Genomic DNA, 19,433 nt, shown 5'->3' with positions numbered 1-19,433 from the left:
TTTGTGAAAGCCATTGATTTCAAACAATCGAGGAGAGACCACCCAGATGAGACCGTTATCCTCTGAAAACTTATGGAAAATCATCGGCATTTTCGCCGTTTTGTCGACCCTGCTGCTGCTCGCGGGGTTTGGATTCGCAGTCAAGGACATGCTTTATCCGAAAGGCGAGGCGTTCGCGGGGAGAGCGAACGTGCCGGCGCTGCCGGCGGGAGGAAAGCTGAGTGAAGGCAAGGACATTGCGATCACGGCCATCGGCGACTCGCTGACGAAAGGAACCGGCGACGCGTCTGGCGAGGGTTACGTCAAGCAGGTCGTCGCGCTGCTGAAGCAGAAATATCCGGACACGTCCGTCCGGCTCAATAACAATTTGGCCGTCAACGGCTTGAAAGCCGATCGGCTGGAGCAACTGCTGGAAACCGATAAGGGCTACAGCTTCGCGCTCAGGCAGGCGAATGTAATCGTCTGTACCATCGGCGGAAATGATCTGTTCCAGATCGCCTCGGGCACGAGTCCGGTCAAGGTAGCGGGCGAATTAAACCTGAATAAGCTGAAGGCCGAGCTGCCACAGGGTCTAAAACGGCTGGCGCATGTCTTGAAGCGGCTGCATGCGATCAATCCCAATGTGCAGGTCGTGTACGTCGGCTTGTACAATCCGTTCTACGATATCCCGGAATATCGAAGCGGCTCGCTTCAGATCCAGCAGTGGAACGAACGGGCGTACGAGCTGCTTCACCAATACCCCAACATGACGATGGTCCCGACGTTCGATCTGTTCGAGAACGCGATCGGACGGTACCTGTCGTCGGATCATTTTCATCCCAATCACGACGGGTACGCACAAATCGCCGCCCGTATCGTGCAGTCTTTGGAATAGGAGGGAACGCGCATGCAATACGAAAGACAGGAGGCAGGGCAGTCAGCCCAACAGGACGTCGTGCTGTTCGTGCGCAATATCAGGAAGCAAATCAGCGGCAAGACGATCATCAACGACATCACGTTCGAGGTCCGCGCCGGCGAAATCTTCGGGTTTCTCGGTCCGAACGGCGCCGGAAAAACGACAACGATTCGTATGCTCGTCGATCTGATTAAGCCGTCTTCGGGCGAGATTCTGATCTGCGGCGAAGACATCGGCCGCCATCCCGAAGCCGCGCTGCGTCACGTCGGGTGCATCGTCGAAAATCCTGAAGCCTATTCCTACCTAACGGGCTGGGAAAATCTCGAGCATTTCGCGCGCATGCAGCGCGGCATCGATAATGCACGCATTCGCGAAGTCGCAGCCATCGTTGGCCTCGACGCGCGCATCCACGATAAGGTAAGAACTTATTCGCTCGGCATGCGTCAGCGGCTCGGCATCGCGCAGGCACTGCTCGGCCGGCCGAAGCTGCTCATCCTGGACGAACCTACGAACGGGCTCGATCCGAAAGGCATCAAGGAACTGCGGGAATTCGTCCGCATGCTGGCGAATCAGGGTATGAGTTTGTTCATCTCGAGCCACCTGCTGAGCGAGATCCAGATGATGTGCGACCGCGTCGCGATCATTAGTCGCGGCAAGGTGCTGGCCGTCGGTACGGTGGACGAGCTGATCCATGGCGCGGACAATTACGTTGTCTGGCAATTCGAGCAGCCGGAGGCGGGGCGTCGCTTGCTCGCAGGCGAGGGCGACGTCGAACTCGTGCTGGAGCACGAGCACCGGATCGACGAGAGCTTGCTCGCTGGGATGAGGGAGGCGCTCATCACGGCGATGAACCCGGATCGGATCTCGGCTCTTGTCGAGAAGGCGGTGCGCGCCGGCATCGGCATCGTGTCGGTGCACAGCATCGCGCCCACGCTGGAACAGTTATTTTTACGGATGACTGAGGGTGAAAGCATTGAATAGACTGCTCCCGCTCATACAAAACGAGACGCTCAAGATCTGGAAGAAGAAGCGGTTTTTCGTCATCGTGCTCGTGCTGCTGATCTTCATTCCGATCTTTACGTACGCGCAGCTTCGCATCACCGAGACGAACAAGAAGAATTTCAAGGATTGGCGCAATCAGCTCGTGCAGCAAATCAGCGAATACCAAAACACGCTCTCGAGCGACAGGATCCCGGACGAATGGAAGCGTTCGCGCCGGATCGCTGTGCAGCAGCTTCAGTATTACCTGGATCACGATGTCAATCCGAACTCTCCGGACGGCGTCACTTTCACTCGAATCTTCCTATCGAACGCGGTCACGCTGTTCTTTCCGCTACTCGTTCTTGCCCTCGCTTCCGACCTTGTATCGGGCGAACGCACGTCTGGCACGATTAAGATGCTGCTGACGCGGCCCGTGCGTCGATGGAAGATCCTGTTCAGCAAACTCGTGGCGCTAAGCCTCTACGTGTCATTGACTGTAGTGGTCAGCGCCGTTCTCTGTTATTTTATATCAGGCGCGGTATTGGGTTACAATGGGTGGGAAATGCCCGTATTTACAGGTTTTTTCATCAAGGGTTCTTTGGTCGAAAGCGGTCTCGTACACGCGATTCCGCAATGGCACTATCTGCTGATGGAAGCCGGGCTGATCTGGGTATCGGCCATGACGGTGGCCTTGCTCGCGCTGATGGTGTCCGTGCTCGTGCGCAGCACGGCCGCGAGCATCGTGACGATGATGGCGGCTGTCATTTCCGGAACGATCTTATCGAGCATGGCCTCTTCTTGGCACAGTGCGAAGTTCATCTTCTCCGTCAATCTGCAGCTGACTGATTATTTGGCAGGATCGCCGCCGCCGATCACGGGCATGTCGCTCGGTTTCTCGCTAGTCATTTTGGCCTGCTGGGGGATTATATCCCTGGTCGTTTCTTTCTCCGTCTTTACGAGACAGGATATCTTGAATTAATATAGCTTAAAAAACATCAAGTAGCCGATTAAATGATTGGCTGCTTTTTTGTGAAGTGATTAGTTGATAAATTGGTAACTAACGATCAAACGCCGGAGCAATCCGGTCGATCCGATTGGTCCAGATGACGCCTGAATAGCCGTCAGGCAAGCGCCCCAGATCTTCCAATGTATCAAATCCGCTGGAAAAATCACTGCTATCCCCACCTACAATTACAACCCAGGTATCTGCTTTTTTCATCCGATCTAGAAACTTATCCGGCCATCCCCATTGGAATGGAGCAATCTTCTCGGGAATATGTAATTCCGTATGTTTACATGCGGCAGGTATATAACTCGTTGATCCAACGGCTAGATAAGTAATCAAGCATTTCTTCATTGTAGCCTTTGACATCACCCGCATATCGGGAAGCTCCTCTTTTAAGGCTGCAATTGGTTCATTTCCTCCATAAACGGCAAGCTTGCTTCTTTGATCTTCCGGCAGCTCAGTCAAATATTGAGCCAGGAGCCTGCCTTCTTCAGGATCATTGCTTTTTACATCAATAAGCAGGGATTTATCCGGAAAATGAGTTAATACCTCTGTTAACGAAGGCATTAGACCAATTCCTTTACCTCGGAAAGGATAGTTTTTGCCTCCGTTAGCCGTGTATCCATAGCCAATATCAAACTGCTTCAATTCATCCATCGTATAATCCCGAGTGACGCCTTTAGCGTTTGTCCGGCAGTCCAACGTCCAGTCGTGAAAAACAGCAAATTGATCATCTTTTGTAATATGAACATCAAATTCAACGATATCTGCGCCTGCAGCAAAAGCCGCCTCCATTGAGGCAATCGTATTTTCCAAGTAGGGGTACTCTGGCTTATAGATTCGCTCAGCTGTGCAGGTATCGTTCTGTATGTCTACCATTGTAAAAGTTTGCGCCAGTCCGCGATGGGCAAGTAAAACCGGGCTGCCGCCTGACGGTTGGCTAAACAAGGAGGTATTATTCAAAAATATTAATACAACGAGTAATGCAATAATGATAAATGGTTTACTTCTAATCATCTTCCTAAATCGATTCATGGGCTGCTCCTTCCAAGCTGCACTGCATTTCAGCAGTTGCTCTAATTCTATCCATGCGATCAATCGGTTACAATGATTGCTTAGTTACTTTTGACTGATACGACAAAAGAAAACCGCACTGCCATAAACGGCAAATGCGGTTAAAAAATCGTTATTCTTTCCCTTCTTCGACCGAGTACGTCTTCTGGGTCCGAAGAACAGGGAATAGCCCATACATCCAGATGATGGCGACGGCTAGGGTGCCAACGCCGCCGATGACGGTCGCAGGCACGGCACCAACTAATCCAGCCATCGTGCCGGACTCGAATTCGCCGAGCTGGTTCGATGTGCCAATGAACAGTGAATTGACGGCATTGACGCGGCCCTGCATCTCTTGTGGCGTATTAACCTGTACGAGCGTCGAACGGATGACAACGCTGACGACGTCGGAAGCGCCAGTGAGGAACAACGCGAAGAGCGATAGCCAGAGGTTACGGGAGACGCCAAACAGGATTGTTGCTAACGCGAAAATCACAAGCGAGGCAAATAGCGTCTTGCCGATGGCCTTCTCAACCGAATACCGCGTTAGGATCAGTGAAACCACGATTGCGCCGACTGCCGGAGCGGAGCGAAGCAGGCCTAGACCAAGCGAACCGGTCTTCAGGATATCCTCGGCAAAGATTGGCAGCAAAGCAGTCGCGCCGCCAAGCAGAACGGCGAACAGGTCGAGCGAGATGGTGCCCAGAATGATTTTGCGAGCGAATACGAACCGTAGACCGCTGAAGAAGGTGTCCATGCTGATGGTTTCCAGCTTCTTCACGAAATGGACGGTCTTGACGAAGAAGATCAGCAAAGCGGAAATCAGGAGCGCGACCAGCGTTGTCATGTAAGCAAATGAAACGCCCCAGATGACGAGTACACCTCCGAGCGACGGACCGACGATCATTGCCGTTTGCATCGCCGAGGCGGACCAGGCTGCTGCCTTAGGCAACTGCTCGCGTTCCACGATATCCGGCACTAGCGCGGCCGAAGCCGGGCCTTCAAAGGTACGGCAAGCGCCGAGAATGGCAGCGGCAATCAATAAATGAAGAGGATCAAGCCAGCCCTGCATGCTTCCGATGACGAGCAAGACGACGACGGCGCTCTCCATTAGTTGACAAAGAAAAACGATAGTACGGCGATCGTAGCGATCCGCTGTCTGTCCCGCTGGCAGAGTCAGCAGCAGCATGGGCAAGAACTGAGCCAGGCCTACGAGGCCGAGCTTAAAGGCGCTGCCCGTCAGATCGTACATCTGCCAACCAATAGTGACGGACAAGATTTGAAAAGCACTAGCTGAGAAAATCCGTGCGATCCATAAGCGCAAGAATGAGCGGTTATGAAGCACGGACGAACTTTTTACATTCAAGACAAGCCATCCTTTCTTGTTATGCGAAATGAGAGATAAAATAAAAAATAGGTCGAGAACATGGTTTCAACATTTCGAAACTTGTCTAAGTGTAATTATTTTAAATGAAAAGGAGAGAAGAAGAAAGGGAAGTCCTGCCTATCCTATGATTCTCGTTAATCTATGAAATGGGCTTCCACCCAGGCAATTGGAAGAACCAAGCCGTACAAGCCTTCATAGAATGAGTTAGCTTCACAATTCATCTATTTGAGCAAATGAAAAGGGAAGAAACAGGTGCGTCCTGTTCTTTCCTCATTAAGCGAAATTCGACATCAAATATGTAACGTTTTCACTTAAAGTTGGAGATACTGTGTTTAAGGTAACTTATGGGTTTCAGCAATCATTTTCTAAATGTGAGGGAGTGTAAATTATGTTGATTACTTATAAGTCTTCTCCTGATGGCATTCTAGAAACAATAGCAAACTTCGAAAAGAATAGCTGGATACATATTACTGCACCGTCAAAGGAAGAACTTAAAGAGGTATCTCAGCTTTGTAATATCCCCATGGAATTTTTAGAAGATCCGTTAGATTTAGAAGAAAGTGCACGGATTGAATATGATGAAGAGACGAATTGTACATTAATTATTAATGATTTCCCAATTATTGATGGCAGTAATCTTCAATTTGATTCTTATATTACGATTCCTATTGGAATCATCTTAGGAACGGATTACATAGTTACGGTATGCAACCAATCGACTAACTCTTTAGATCATTTAATCAAGAAAAATGTGAACACTTCAATGAAGAATCGTGTTGCATTAGAGATGTTATTATTATTTTCAACTCAGTATATAGAGAAATTAAAACTGCTCAACAAGCAGCGTCTTAAAATAGAGAGTCATTTGCGTGATTCCTTAACGAACAAGCAGCTCTATGACCTCATGGAGATTGAAAAAAGTTTAGTTTATTTCCTCACCTCTTTAAAGGCTAATGCGGATGTGATAACCAAGCTTTTTCGTACAAGTTCCATGAAATTATATGACGATGACAAAGATCTTCTAGAAGATCTAAAAATTGAAAATAATCAGGGAATTGAAACGACAGAATTATATACAAGAATTTTGAACAGCATAACAGGTTCGTATTCTTCACTCATATCCAATGAATTAAATAAAACAATGAAAACTCTTACGTTATTTACCGTTTTTCTAACTTTGCCTACACTTGTATTTAGTTTCTTTGGTATGAATGTGGCCTTGCCTATTGCGGATAAAGACCCCTATTCTTGGATTCTAACACTGATCATCGCATTTATTTTTGTTGCTTGGATCGGGTTGGTACTATGGAGAAGGAGGATGTTTTAAAAAGTCGATTCCTAGTGCGTAAAGGAATCGACTTTTTTAATGAAATTCAAGTGATCAAGGCAGCTTGAGATTGCCCGTATTACGAATCGTGGTTTTTACTTTAAGTTTAATTTTGACTTGAGGGTAATATTCCGTACGCCAATTTGCCAGTTCTGTCCTCGTAAGGTCATTACGGAAATGCTGGCCAATGCCAAAGATATCTGCTTGGGTACGCTGGACTTTTTGCAAAAGCTGCTCTAACCTGCGCTGCAGAAGAGTCTGAAGCTCCAATTTGATCTCTTCTGTAGATGGGTGTCCTGTTGCATCCAGAATAATGACATTTAGATGAAGCATACAATTCATCTCAGGCTTTTTATTATCTAACTTAGTTTGATGTCGAATATGGCTGTTAACAAGTTGAAGGGTAGCTTTACCTGTAACCTCGATTTTTCCATCCAAACTAATTCCGTTAAATACGTTATACAATAAGGTTTGTTCATTAGTTAAACGACCCACCATCCTGCCGTTCTTGAGAATTCCGGACCCATTACTTTGGATGGCTGTTGTCTCGCCAGATTGAATGACTGGGAGGACAACATCATGGGTATAAGAATGGATGCTTCTGAAAACTTTCCAAACTGGCGTGTAGGCAATTTCAGGATTCCACCCGGAGTTTTTTTGGAAAAAATCGTAGATTTCATTACCATCTCCGTTAGATGGATTGTTAATTCGTTTGAAAAATTGGTCAAGTGGTTCATCGCAAATAACAAACATTGTTTTTGGTGAAACGTGACGGGAACGGATTATGCTGTCTGCTATTTCATTTAATCCTCGGTGTGCAAAAGTTTTATCTACGACAATAACCTTCAAATGTAGCAAATCCACCTGACTCTCCATATTCATACTGATATGGTCGACGGCTGAACTAACGGAATCTCCTGAGGCTGTAATGACCTGAATCCCTGCATTCCTTTCGCTTACCTTTGGAATATCCAGATAAATCTTATACTTACCATCGTGATAAGAAATTCCCATAGCAATTGGCAAGGCGCGGTGGTTAATATCTTTGTTGTCCCAGCAGCCGCTAAGTATAGACATAAATGTAAGTCCTATTAAGATTCGCAGTATCATGTGTTGTTCAACTCGCGTTTTTGTTTCCTTGCGTGCAACCATCCTATTACTAGTACAACGACAGGAGTTACGCAGGCTACATATAGTCGTAAGGGTGTATTCCATTGGAAGAGAAGATCCACGGTTTTCCAATCCGGAATAAACAGGCATATGATTAAAGAGTAAATAATAAGGATTGGTACCAGAAAGTTAGGGCTAATGTCCTTTATACCAAGCCGAATGATTTCAAGAATCTGAAACATGGTTGCAGCAATGAAAAACATGCAGAAAGCAACCAGACTGAGTAATAAGAATACATTGATCCGGTCAAACATGAGCCAGTTGATTGAGATTGTGTCTACAATAAAGAGATAAGGGAATTGAAGCTGGCGCGCGCTTTCTTCGCCAAGAGTCAGAACTGGTACATATACAGCAATCAAATAGGAAGGGAGAATCACTAAGCTTCCCCAGAAAACGGCTTTTGGCTTGTAAGCCGTATAGGACGGAAGAAATCCAAGCAGTAAAAATCCGCCAGAATAAGCAAACAAGCTTTTGTAAAAGGAAGGATGCGTCAGGAAATGAAGCGCTCTAGGGCCTGGCCATAACGGAAACAAGTAATGCCAATCGACATTCTGGAATGAAGTTGCAAGTACAAAAACAATGGGTATAACGAACAAGCAGCTAAACATGACCGACAATCTGAGCAAGCCTCCGATCTTCCCGTGCAAAGTCATAAAGCCTGGGACGAGGAGAAGGAGCAATATTAGAATCCATATTGGAGTGTTTGATAAAAAGGCGATAGAAATGACTTCTGAAAATGAACGAACAGCTATTATCATAATCCATGACAAATAAAGCAGCATAGGTAATAAAACAGCCCAGGCTACTATTTTATTTTTTCTCATAAGAATGTTCACGATATTCTCACCTTGAAAATAACGTAACCCCTTAAGATAAACGAATATAATCAGAAGATGAAACACGAACCCAGTAAGTACGGGCAGCCATTGTGCTTCGTTCGTACTATCGATTACATCGCTAGGGTATAAGAAAAAAATTAACCCCAGATGGGTCAAAATGTAGGTTGTGGAAACTTGAAGGTTTGACATTTCAATCTCCTTTAGCCCGGATCAATTGCAAATATGGAATACCAAGTGTTCGGACACCAGCCAAGTAAGCACATAGAATCACAAGTCCTGACAATAGGCCAAGCACCCCCAGGAACGCCGCAAGAATCAAAAGCAAATACTTAGATAATCGAAGTGTATAGGAGTTTTGAAACCCTACAACGGTGGCGTTAGCAATAGTAGCAGCGGCAAGCACTATAATGAGAAGATTGCTTACTAATTTGGCATCGACCACGGCTTGTCCAAGTACTATACCGCCAACCATTGTAACAGTAGGCCCGATGCTGGTAGGGAGCCGAATAATAGCTTCCATAATTAACTCCATGATGCCGAGCAGAAGTAGGGCTTCAATGATTGCCGGATACGGCACATCAAGGCGGCTTCTTGCAATGGAATGAGCCAGCTCAAAACGTAATACATCGGGGTTAACCGAGACCAGAGCAACATATAGGCCGGGAAAAATTAACGTTGTTAGTGATCCGATTATGCGCAGGATTTTGAGCATCCAGCTAAATACAGGCGGATGGTTCAAATCATCTTCCGTAATGAACATATCGGATACAAGGCTTGGCAAAATAATGGCAAACGGCAGTCTTTCAATGAAGAGAACAGCTCTTCCGTTTTTGATGGCTCGAACGGCATTCTGTGGAAGCTCGTGGGTCATATAATGGGTAACCAGAGAAAATTTCGAAAACTGAAAGACCGAAGAAAGCTCCTTTAGATTTGAAATTTCCGTATTTAGATTAGCCTCAAGCTTCTGTGTCAATGTGTCCAGTAGTGTTGGATCAATATCTTTTTCCAAATAACACAGCATCACTGTGTTTTTCTTGTCATTGCCAAACGTATAAGTCTTTATTCTGAGGTCATTGTCATTCAAATGGCTGCGAAGCAGAACAAGATTGGAATTCAGGTCCTCGTTAAACGCACTATTAGATCCACCTACATTATTCTCCATTGTGGGCAAAGAGATAGACCTGCTGCTTGACTGAGGTACAGGATAAATACTGATAACCTTACCTGTAGCATCATGAACAGCGATAAGCATACCATCACTGATTTCAGAGATGATTGTATTCGTATCCAATGCGATTGCTTGGCCAAGTCCAGTGAAGATATCAAGAAGCTCCAGCCTGTTAATGGCAGCTGAGAGCAGTGGATCTCTAACCATATACATCGTTTGAGGGAAATTAATTAACGATTTTAGACCGGCGATGGTAAAAGTCTCAGAAGCAATTTGCAACTTCTGATGCACGAAATCCGGGTAGGAAGAGAAGTAGGTGTTTAATTCATCTATAGCTGCCATATCGGTTGTTCTCCTCGCAGGAATAAATTTCAATTTTATTATGTCCTTAATTTACATGGCTACTCTTATCCAATCCTTTTGTAATGATCCAATATTGCCGAGCTTCTTTTTGAAACACGGAGAGATGGACGGAAATCTTGCCATCATTCTTTACGACTTGTTTAATCAGACCATCATTCCCGTATTTCTTGTTGTTATGGTTAGGATCAAAAACATGAACCCACTTGCCCGAAACACCTACCATAAGTATGAAATGACCTACACTTGTCAAGTGTCCTGGCCCCATCGTTGCAATGACAAGGGCGCCAGCTGAGAGCGCTTTTTGCACAGTTTTCCATGTATCGGTTTGAATACAACCCAATTTATAATACTTCGAAGCCGCCACAATGAACTCCCACTCTGTACCATTTCTTGGTGTGCGATATCCCTTGTCTAATGCGAACTTTGCAACTTCTGTCGGCAGAACAGCCCGCCTTAGAAAATAGCTTGCCGCCATAGCAAAAGCCGTAGGTCCGCAGGCGCTTGTCCCGATTGTCTGCTTCTTGTTGCCGGTTATGGTAAATGGAAGATTCGACCAACGTTTATCTTTTTGACTGTAATAGACCAATTTATTTGACATTGTTATCCCCCTGCATATAGATGGAATGATAGAGTTTCCTCATTCATCGTATGCACCCCTTGAATAAAAGTAGCCCCGGCAGATACCATGGAAGCTCATGAAGAAAAAATTGGAGAAGGCTTTAGTTAAATGTTATTCTAAAGAAGTTGATACAAAATTCGATAATAGAATATCGTGAGGGATATATAGTGATTGTAACGAAGACGAAGCGAGGGACTAATCTTGAAGACGTACAGGAAATGAACCGCTCATTGGTCATTCGCCTTATGCGAAGAAGGCAGGTATGCTCAAGAGCGGAGTTAACCCAGGACTCCGGACTCAATCAATCGACGATTACGAATATCATTAATGAGTTGATCAGTTGGGGCATTGTGGTGGAGACAGGGGTTATCGAAGGCAAGAAAGGGCGGCGCTCTATCGGCATTAAGTTGAATTGCGAGCCCTACAAGATCATCGGGATCCGCCTTGCAAGGAAATCGATCACGGTTGCCTTATATGATCTGGCGGGAGTTGAATATAGGAAGCAACAGATTCCTATCGATATAACGGACGGCTCAGCTAATGCCTTCAATCGGATGAAGGAGCTGATTCGGGATATGATTCGTTCCAATTCGGTCGGTAATGTCATAGCCATTGGTGTGGTTACACCAGGCCCGCTGCTTCGTAATGAAGGTCGGATTGGTCTAATGACTTATTTTCCGGGATGGGAGAAAATAAACATTCAGGAAGAATTGATGAATGATTTTGGCCTTCCTGTCTATATCGAGCATGACGCCAAGGCGGGGGCTCTAGCGCATTGGTGGTTTGGAGAATCCCATCAGGAACAAGGTGTTATGATCTATATAGCCGCTGGCCAAGGCGTGGGAGCAGGGATTGTCGTAGATGGCAAGGTTTTCCGAGGATCACTTGGCATGGCTGGCGAAATCGGACATATGAGCATCGATTTCAAAGGTCCGCAGTGCGAATGCGGAAATAGAGGCTGTCTTGAATTATATTGCTCTACATCAGCTCTGCTGAAAACCTTAAACAAGGAATATACCTCGCTCAAGTCAGTTTGGAAAGAATTACAAGGGGATAAGTCAAATGAAACGAAAGAGGCTGTTAGACAAGCAGCGTGGTTTCTTGGATTTGGTCTTGTAAATATCATAAACACCTTTAATCCGGACCGAATCATTCTTGGCGATGAGTTAGCCGAAGCGGGAGCACTCCTTCACGATACCGTGAAATCAGTCATTAACGAGCACGTGCTGCCCGATGTATCGAGTAAATTGACCATTGAGCTTGCTTCTGACGACAAGGACACCATGCTGGTTGGTTCAGCGATCGTAGCGATCGAGAGCATATTGGACCAACCATCCAGTTATTTGAACCTGCAAGTCAAAAGTAGTCCGGATTAAAGAAAGTTCAGCCTTAGAGTTCATCTCTGGCTGGACTTTCTTTATTAATGTTGAATCATAGGTTGTAAATATTGAAGACCTCCATTAGCATTGGAGGTCTTTTTTGTGTGACGAAAATTTATTACTTGATCAAATCAATAAATAGATTTATAGTAACAATATAAACGATCATACAAATAACGATCACAATCGAATCAATGGGAGGGCCGCAGCATGTCGTTACTGATGGGGATTGATATCGGAACCTCAAGCGTGAAATCCATGGTAATGGATACTTCAGGCAAAGTGCTGGGATTTGCGCAAATGGAGTATGACATCAATATTCCTGTCTCAGGGTACGCCGAACAGAATCCGGAAGAATGGTGGGAGTTGGTTAAAAAGACAAGTGCTGAGGCGGTATTGAGAGCTGATATAGACGGCGGATCGTTAGCGGGGATTGGCTTCTCAGGTCAGATGCACGGATTGGTGGTACTCGATGAACAAGGTCAAGTGCTTCGCCCATCCATCATATGGTGTGATCAGCGTTCGATTACTGAGAAGGCATTATTGGAATCTAAATGGACGACTGAACAGCTAGGGAGTATGATTCAGAACTCCGTGTCAACCGGGTTTCTTATCCTTTCACTTATGTGGATCAAAGAGAATGAACCTGATATCTATAGCCGAATTGACCGGGTCATGCTGCCGAAGGATTATGTCCGATACCGTATGACTGGTGAAATCGGAACAGACACCACCGACGCTTCGGGAACTTCCGCCTATGATATAGCATCCCTTCATTGGTCGGAACAATTAATCACATCGGTCGGAATCGATAGAAAGAAGTTTCCGACAATAGGTAGTCCTTGGGAAGTAGCAGGTTCAGTTACGCGGCAAGCAGAATCCGAAACCTGCTTCAAAGCAGGAACACCGGTTGTATACGGCGGGGCAGACCAAGCGATGCAAGCAGTTGGAAACGGTATCATTGAACCAGGTGACATATCCTGTACGATTGGTACCGGAGGACAGCTGCTTACCACCATCGATCAACCAGTCTATGATAAGAAGTTAAGAACGCACTCTTATGTACATGCGGTTCCAGATCGGTGGTATCTGATGGGGGCAACGATGAGTGCAGGGCTGTCATTAAAGTGGCTGGCTTCACAGGTATTGAAGAATGACGATTACAAGTCGCTTGATTTGAAGGCGAAAGAAGTTTCCGCAGGAAGTAATGGATTACTGTTTCTACCTTATTTGACAGGTGATCGAACCCCTCATATGGATCCACAAGCAAGTGGGATGTTTTTCGGTCTCAAGCTGGACCACAATGATGCACATCTCATAAGAGCAGTGCTTGAAGGGGTATGTTATTCGTTTCGTGATGGCTTTGAGATCATCCGCTCACTTGGGGTAGATCTGAAGAGAATCATCATATCAGGTGGTGGTGCGAAGAGTGCGCTCTGGAGCCAGATCCTTGCTGATGTATTGAACCGGGAAGTCTATGTAAGCACCACAGAGGAGCAGGCATGCGTAGGCGCTGCGATTATGGCTGGGGTTGGCTTGAGGCTATATGATACAGTCGAGCAGGCTTGTGCAACTGTCGTCAAGCTGCACGGAAATCCTTTCCGACCAGACCCTGACAATCATGTAATCTATGACCGGCAATATGCCGTTTATAGCAAGCTTTATGAGCATAATCGGGAACTCTTTCCCATGCTGAATAACATTACGAATGAGACAGGAGTGTCGAAATAATGATAAAAGCTACTGGTGGCGGCAACTTTATGGAGCTTAAGAATACGCAGGCTGAACAATCCTTGGACCTCGGAACTCTCAAAGCTTTGACCGTTGGAGCACGTGTGAAGAGTGTAGAAAAAAGCGAGGAGCTGCTCCTCATTCTAGGTGATAATGGAATCCCTGCAGTTCGCATCCATTCTAATGAAGGGTTTCTGCTCATTGACCTCTATACGGATGCCAAAGATAAGCCGTTAACGTTATCGGTTCCATGGCAAGCGATTGGCCAGCAGGAACATGACCTCTTACTTCGCTATAGCGGTCATATCGTCGAAATGTTCGTAGACGGCGTGTTAGTAGATGAGGATTGGCCGATGGGCTCCGTTCAATTGGAGAATGCTAGGGCACAAGCCTATGAGGGGACATTGGAAGCGAAAATTTGGCCTTATGCCTTGGATGAGGCAGAGCGGGGTAACCTCATACGGGATAAGCAAAGTCTGGAGAGCCGAGAGACGCTATACCTTGGAACGGAGCCAAGCTCCATTCAGTATTGGAAGCCAAAAGGGTTTAATACTGGGGTCGGCGATTGTATGCCTTATTTCGACGGGGAAACGTTCCACTTCTATTATTTGTTTGATCGCCGAGGCCACGCCAGCAAATGGGGCTTAGGTGCGCATCAATGGGCACATATTTCTACTAAGGATCTTAAAAACTGGACTCATCACCCTATGGCTGTCGCCGTTACAGAGGATTGGGAAGGGTCGATCTGTACAGGGTCCGTTATAAAGGAGAACGATGCATATTATGCTTTCTACGCTGTTCGTGCAGTGGATGGCTCACCAGCTCAATTGACTTATGCGGTTAGTAAAGATGGAATTCAATTCACCAAGTCTGAGACATACATAAACATTTCAAACCGATATTTGCTTTCCTCCGTAAGGGATCCGCATGTATTTAAGGATGCAGAAGGCGTCTATCATATGCTGATTACGACAAGTCTTGTAGACAGCGGCAAGTACGAGGGCTGCCTTGCCCATCTTATATCAAATGATCTGCAGAACTGGCAAGAGGAAGAGCCGTTCATCGTTCCGGGTTACCATGGTGAACCAGAATGCTCCGATTACTTTGAATGGAACGGCTTGTACTACCTGATTTTCAGCAATGATGGTCTTGCTCGTTACCGTTATTCCCATGAGCCGTTTGGTCCTTGGCTCCGCCCCGTAATGGATACGATTGACAGCGTTCAATTACGGGTGCCGAAGACGGCTGCCTTTCCGGAAGGAAGAAGAATGGTTACAGGCTTCTTGTCCGGACCGGGCCGATACGGCGGCGAACTGGTCATCCGCGAACTTGTTCAGGAAGAAGACGGTGCTCTTGGACTCAAGATACCAGCCGAATTCGCCGATTTATCAAGCCATGTTGTGACACAGCAAGAAGAACTCATTTCAATCACGAATTTGAATGGATTTGCCGAGCAGATTTTTGGAAAGGTAGAGGGCGAATATGAGATTACCTTCGAAGCCGTTCCAGAGCATCCAACAATGTTCTATGGATTTTCTGTAGCTGGAGACTCTGATTTCAAGCAAGGAAACGATATTCGATTCGAACCTTCCAATCATAAACTTGGTGTTCATGAGACGGTCTGCGTTGGCTTCCAAGAGGATGAAGTGTCTTCCATTTATCATGTAAAAGGATTAGAAGGACGTGTCCAGGTCGAAGCGACCGTGAAGGAAGCATTCATTGACATTTGTGTAAACGGTAAACGTACATCCATCAGCCGAATAAACAGAGAACATGCTTATCTGAGATTCTTTGCTCACTTCGGAACAGTAAGCTTCCATAACATCACGATTCGATCTGTTACGAATAGGTAACTAGGAGGAATTCACCGTGCAAAGCAAAGGGATGTTAGCTAATGCGATGAAGCGATGGCAGCTTTATGTGCTACTGCTTCCGTCTGTACTATACATCTTATTGTTCCATTACGTCCCCATGTATGGAATCGTCATTGCCTTTAAAGATTTCAAGTCCAGCATGGGGATACTTGGCAGTCCCTGGGTTGGATTGGAGCATTTCAAAGCCTTCTTCGATTCCTTTGTCTTCGAGCAAATCGTGACGAACACGATCAAGCTAAGTGTGTTCTCGCTTGTGATCGGATTTCCGGTTCCGATTCTATTCGCTCTGCTGCTGAATCAGATTCGAAACCGGTTTGCTCAGCGATTTATGCAAACGGTTACTTACGCGCCGTATTTTATCTCAACGGTAGTGCTAGTGTCGATGTTGAACGTTTTTTTAGCCCCTAGCACGGGTATCATCAACAACTTCATTACGATGTTTGGTGGTGATGCCGTCAATTTCATGGCGAGGGAAGAGTGGTTTCGTACCGTCTACATCTCCTCGGGAATATGGCAGACGATGGGCTTCAGCGCCATTATCTATCTGGCGGCGCTAAGCGGCGTTAACCCGGAATTGCATGAAGCGGCGACGGTTGACGGTGCAACCAAGCTGAGGAGGATCTGGCATGTCGATCTGCCGTCGATTCGTCCGACGATTATGATCCTCTTCATTCTTGGAATAGGCAGTATTATGTCCGTAGGCTGGGAGAAGGCATTCCTGATGCAGCAAGGCATGAACCTGCCAGTATCAGAGATCATCTCTACTTATGTCTATAAGGTCGGACTGCTTAATGCGCAGTACAGCTTTGCAACGGCGATTGGTCTATTCAACTCTGTTATCAATTTTGCGCTTCTCATTTTTACGAACTATGCATCGAGAAAAATGTCCGGAAGCAGCTTATGGTAATTCCGATTGGAGGAATAAAGACGAATGAAATCCTTGTCCCTGAGCGACAAAATTTTCACCGTAGTCAATTACACGCTTATGGCAGCGATCACGCTATGTATTCTTTATCCGCTCTACTTCATCGTCGTTGCTTCGTTCTCAGATCCTAACGTCGTCAATCGTGGAGGGATCCTGCTTATACCGGAACATTTGTATACAGAAGGCTATGCGAAGATTTTCGACTATAAGCCGCTATGGACCGGTTACCTGAATTCTATCATCTATACGTTATGCGGCACTTTAGTTAATTTGGTCTTCACGCTTACTGGTGCTTATGCGCTCTCGAGGAAGGATTTGGCGGGCCGCAACCCTATTATGCTGCTGTTCATCTTTACAATGTTTTTCAGCGGAGGACTTATTCCGAGCTATCTTCTCATTAACAAGCTTGGAATTATGGATTCGATGTGGGCATTGATCCTGCCCACTGCTGTATCCGTGTGGAATATTATTATCACGCGTACCTTTTTCCAAAGTACAATTCCAGATGAGCTGCTGGAAGCGGCCGTTATGGATGGATGCTCTGACTTCAAATTCTTCTTGTCTATTGTTCTACCTTTATCCAAGGTCATTGTGGCAGTAATGGCGTTATTCTACGGAATCGGGCACTGGAATTCGTTCTTCGAACCACTGATCTATATCTCGAGCGAAGATAAATTTCCCCTTCAGGTTATTTTGCGGAACCTTCTGATTACGAATGAGGTTGGAAACGAGATGCTGTCGGATGCTATGTCTATGGCCGAACGCCAGCGTATTGCCGAGCAGCTGAAGTATGGTGTAATTGTTGCTTCGTGTCTTCCGCTGCTAACGGTGTATCCATTCCTGCAAAAATATTTTACTCAAGGGGTTATGATCGGTTCCATAAAAGGCTAATGCGGATCACAGATTCTACTCAATTCAAATCAAGGGGAGAGATGAGTACAATGAAGAAGATGGTCGCAATATTATGTACTGCTATAATGCTGCCGGGAATTCTCGCCGGTTGTTCATCGAACAGCAATAATGAGCCTTCTACGAATAACAATGCATCCGAATCCGCAAATACAAAGGGCAATTCCAATGCTCCCATCCGTATCGTCCGGCCGAAGAGTCCGCAAAACCTTCCTGCTAAAGACATGATCTGGTACAAAAACTATACAAAAGAATCCGGCATCGATATCGATTGGCAAGAAATTCCTTCAGAGTCGGCTTCAGAGAAAGTGAATCTGATGTTGTCTACGGGAGATTTACCGGAAGCATTTATGCAAACGCTTAACACAAGTATGATTATGAAGAATGTGGATCAAGGCATCTTCCTTCCGATTGATGATTACATAAAGGATATGCCGAATTTCTCCAAAGTATTGGAGAAGCGCCCGGAATACAAAGCGTTGATCACCGCGCCGGACGGCCATATCTACGGTCTTCCATATATTGAAGAGATGTACGGCTTAATAAGTAACCAAGGAATTCTGCATATTTATAAACCTTGGCTGGATCAGCTTGGCTTACCGATTCCGAAGACGATCGACGAATACCGCGATACGCTTAAGAAGTTCGTGGAATCGGATATGAACGGAAACGGCGAAAAGGATGAAATCGGATTGGCGCTGGCCAATAAAGATGTAACCTCGGGTATTGGGCATTGGCGTAATGCCAACGACTTTGGTCAGTTTTTTGGACTATGGGGACAGGCAGACCGTAACGACAGCATGGGCGTGGACGAGAATGGTAAGGTATTCAGCACATCAACTACAGAAGCCTACAAAACTGGTATTAAATATTTGCACGACATGTACAAGGATGGCCTGATCGATCAGGAATATCTGATTACCGACAGTCCAAAGCTGCAATCCAAATTAAGAAATCCGGACGTTATCGTCGGAAGCGTATTGACCTTCTCGATAAGCGATATGGTCGACAAGGAACGCGTCAAGGATTATGTAGCTGTACCATATTTGACTGGCCCAGGCGGAGAATTCGGCACACGTGAGAACCTGGTCGAAATGCATAATCCGGTTGCCTTCGTGCTCACGAAGGAAGCGAAGGATCCGGCAAGAATCTTAAAGTGGGCTGACGGCCTATACGATCCAAGCTGGTCCGTTCAGACGAACTGGGGGCCGCTTGGCTATCAGTACAAGTTAAATGACAAGGGTGTTATGGTATTTGATGACCTGAAGGACGGTTTGAAGACCTACAGCGAGATGCGCAGCCGCAATACGATTGGCGGAGGAACGCCGATCGCTGTATTGACAGACTACTACGATACAGTTGTAGAATATCCGCAGGATGCGAAGCGTCTGCTAGATGATATGAAGGCTATTGGTTTCATAGATAAACATCTAAACGATCCTTATATTCCGCACACCATTTTCTACGAACCGGAAGTGGCTGACAAGATGGCACTGCTGTCCGCTCAAGTGTATCAGTTGATGGACAACAATCGGCGTAAGTGGGTAACGGACGGCGGCATCGACGAAGATTGGGATAAATATCTGAAGGATCTTGAAAAAGCAGGCTGGTACGAATTTATCGGTTACGTGCAAGAAGCCTATACGCGTTATCTTGAGAATCAATAAACCAAGTTCTAAAGCAGTCCCTATAGGGGCTGCTTTTTCATTTCTTTTTGTGCTGGAAAATATTTAACAAAAGAAAAACATTAAAAACTGCACTTATTTTTCGTTTTGTTACGTCTATTAAGAAGTAGCTGATAATATTT

The 19,433-nt window shown here is 46.0% G+C and carries 16 protein-coding genes; 10 read left to right on the top strand and 6 right to left on the bottom strand.

Annotation, left to right across the window (positions count from 1 at the left end; all coding sequences use genetic code 11):
- Nucleotides 1-46 precede the first annotated feature (46 nt).
- Genes AC0YNT_RS17405 through AC0YNT_RS17395 form a run of 3 tightly spaced genes read left to right on the top strand, consistent with a single transcriptional unit; the run spans nt 47 to nt 2,855 of the window.
- Nucleotides 47-874, top strand: coding sequence for a GDSL-type esterase/lipase family protein (locus AC0YNT_RS17405; protein WP_475805783.1), 828 nt, complete (start codon nt 47-49; stop codon nt 872-874).
- Between the two features lie 12 nt (nt 875-886).
- Entirely contained in the window at nt 887-1,876 is a 990-nt protein-coding gene (locus AC0YNT_RS17400; RefSeq protein ID WP_475805782.1) for an ABC transporter ATP-binding protein, read from the top strand.
- A complete protein-coding gene (locus AC0YNT_RS17395; protein WP_475806059.1) occupies nt 1,869-2,855 on the top strand; it encodes an ABC transporter permease in 987 nt (328 codons plus the stop codon). The genes AC0YNT_RS17400 and AC0YNT_RS17395 overlap by 8 nt, the downstream gene beginning before the upstream one ends.
- 78 nt (nt 2,856-2,933) lie before the next feature.
- Here AC0YNT_RS17395 and AC0YNT_RS17390 read toward each other — a convergent pair whose 3' ends face one another.
- Both AC0YNT_RS17390 and AC0YNT_RS17385 read right to left on the bottom strand, forming a co-directional pair.
- The gene (locus tag AC0YNT_RS17390; RefSeq protein ID WP_475805781.1) at nt 2,934-3,917 is read right to left on the bottom strand and encodes a glycerophosphodiester phosphodiesterase family protein; all 984 of its coding nucleotides are present in this window, start codon (nt 3,915-3,917) and stop codon (nt 2,934-2,936) included.
- 151 nt (nt 3,918-4,068) lie between these two features.
- Nucleotides 4,069-5,301, bottom strand: a complete 1,233-nt coding sequence (locus AC0YNT_RS17385; RefSeq protein ID WP_475805780.1) for an MFS transporter — start codon at nt 5,299-5,301, stop codon at nt 4,069-4,071.
- A gap of 409 nt (nt 5,302-5,710) precedes the next feature.
- Between AC0YNT_RS17385 and AC0YNT_RS17380 the strand changes: the two genes are divergently transcribed.
- A complete protein-coding gene (locus tag AC0YNT_RS17380) occupies nt 5,711-6,649 on the top strand; it encodes a magnesium transporter CorA family protein (RefSeq protein WP_475805779.1) in 939 nt (312 codons plus the stop codon).
- A gap of 54 nt (nt 6,650-6,703) precedes the next feature.
- On the opposite strand, the gene AC0YNT_RS17375 is transcribed toward AC0YNT_RS17380, so the two are convergent.
- From AC0YNT_RS17375 to AC0YNT_RS17360, 4 genes are read right to left on the bottom strand one after another with little or no spacing between them, the layout of a single operon-like run.
- Complete coding sequence (locus AC0YNT_RS17375; protein ID WP_475805778.1) at nt 6,704-7,726, bottom strand: Ger(x)C family spore germination protein; 1,023 nt, start codon at nt 7,724-7,726, stop codon at nt 6,704-6,706.
- A gap of 29 nt (nt 7,727-7,755) precedes the next feature.
- Entirely contained in the window at nt 7,756-8,847 is a 1,092-nt protein-coding gene (locus AC0YNT_RS17370) for a GerAB/ArcD/ProY family transporter (RefSeq protein ID WP_475805777.1), read from the bottom strand.
- Nucleotide 8,848: 1 nt separating this feature from the next.
- The gene (locus AC0YNT_RS17365) at nt 8,849-10,168 is read right to left on the bottom strand and encodes a spore germination protein (protein WP_475805776.1); all 1,320 of its coding nucleotides are present in this window, start codon (nt 10,166-10,168) and stop codon (nt 8,849-8,851) included.
- Between the two features lie 46 nt (nt 10,169-10,214).
- Nucleotides 10,215-10,787 carry a C39 family peptidase gene (locus tag AC0YNT_RS17360; RefSeq protein WP_475805775.1) on the bottom strand — a complete coding sequence of 191 codons (573 nt, stop codon included), beginning with the start codon at nt 10,785-10,787 and terminating at the stop codon, nt 10,215-10,217.
- Between the two features lie 188 nt (nt 10,788-10,975).
- Between AC0YNT_RS17360 and AC0YNT_RS17355 the strand changes: the two genes are divergently transcribed.
- The 6 genes from AC0YNT_RS17355 (at nt 10,976) to AC0YNT_RS17330 (ending at nt 19,293) form a co-directional block, all read left to right on the top strand.
- Entirely contained in the window at nt 10,976-12,184 is a 1,209-nt protein-coding gene (locus tag AC0YNT_RS17355; protein ID WP_475805774.1) for an ROK family protein, read from the top strand.
- A gap of 213 nt (nt 12,185-12,397) precedes the next feature.
- Nucleotides 12,398-13,918: a xylulokinase gene (gene xylB, locus AC0YNT_RS17350; RefSeq protein WP_475805773.1), complete on the top strand. Its 1,521-nt coding sequence runs from the start codon at nt 12,398-12,400 to the stop codon at nt 13,916-13,918.
- The gene (locus AC0YNT_RS17345) at nt 13,918-15,771 is read left to right on the top strand and encodes a glycosyl hydrolase (protein WP_475805772.1); all 1,854 of its coding nucleotides are present in this window, start codon (nt 13,918-13,920) and stop codon (nt 15,769-15,771) included. The genes xylB and AC0YNT_RS17345 overlap by 1 nt, the downstream gene beginning before the upstream one ends.
- Before the next feature lie 16 nt (nt 15,772-15,787).
- On the top strand, nt 15,788-16,699 hold the full coding sequence (locus AC0YNT_RS17340) for an ABC transporter permease (protein ID WP_475805771.1): 912 nt from the start codon (nt 15,788-15,790) through the stop codon (nt 16,697-16,699).
- Between the two features lie 24 nt (nt 16,700-16,723).
- Nucleotides 16,724-17,608, top strand: a complete 885-nt coding sequence (locus tag AC0YNT_RS17335; protein ID WP_475805770.1) for a carbohydrate ABC transporter permease — start codon at nt 16,724-16,726, stop codon at nt 17,606-17,608.
- A 50-nt stretch (nt 17,609-17,658) separates the two neighbouring features.
- Complete coding sequence (locus AC0YNT_RS17330; RefSeq protein WP_475805769.1) at nt 17,659-19,293, top strand: extracellular solute-binding protein; 1,635 nt, start codon at nt 17,659-17,661, stop codon at nt 19,291-19,293.
- Nucleotides 19,294-19,433: the final 140 nt, after the last annotated feature.

Source organism: Paenibacillus sp. J22R56 (assembly GCF_056269375.1).
This window is presented reverse-complemented; position numbering and strand designations above follow the sequence as displayed.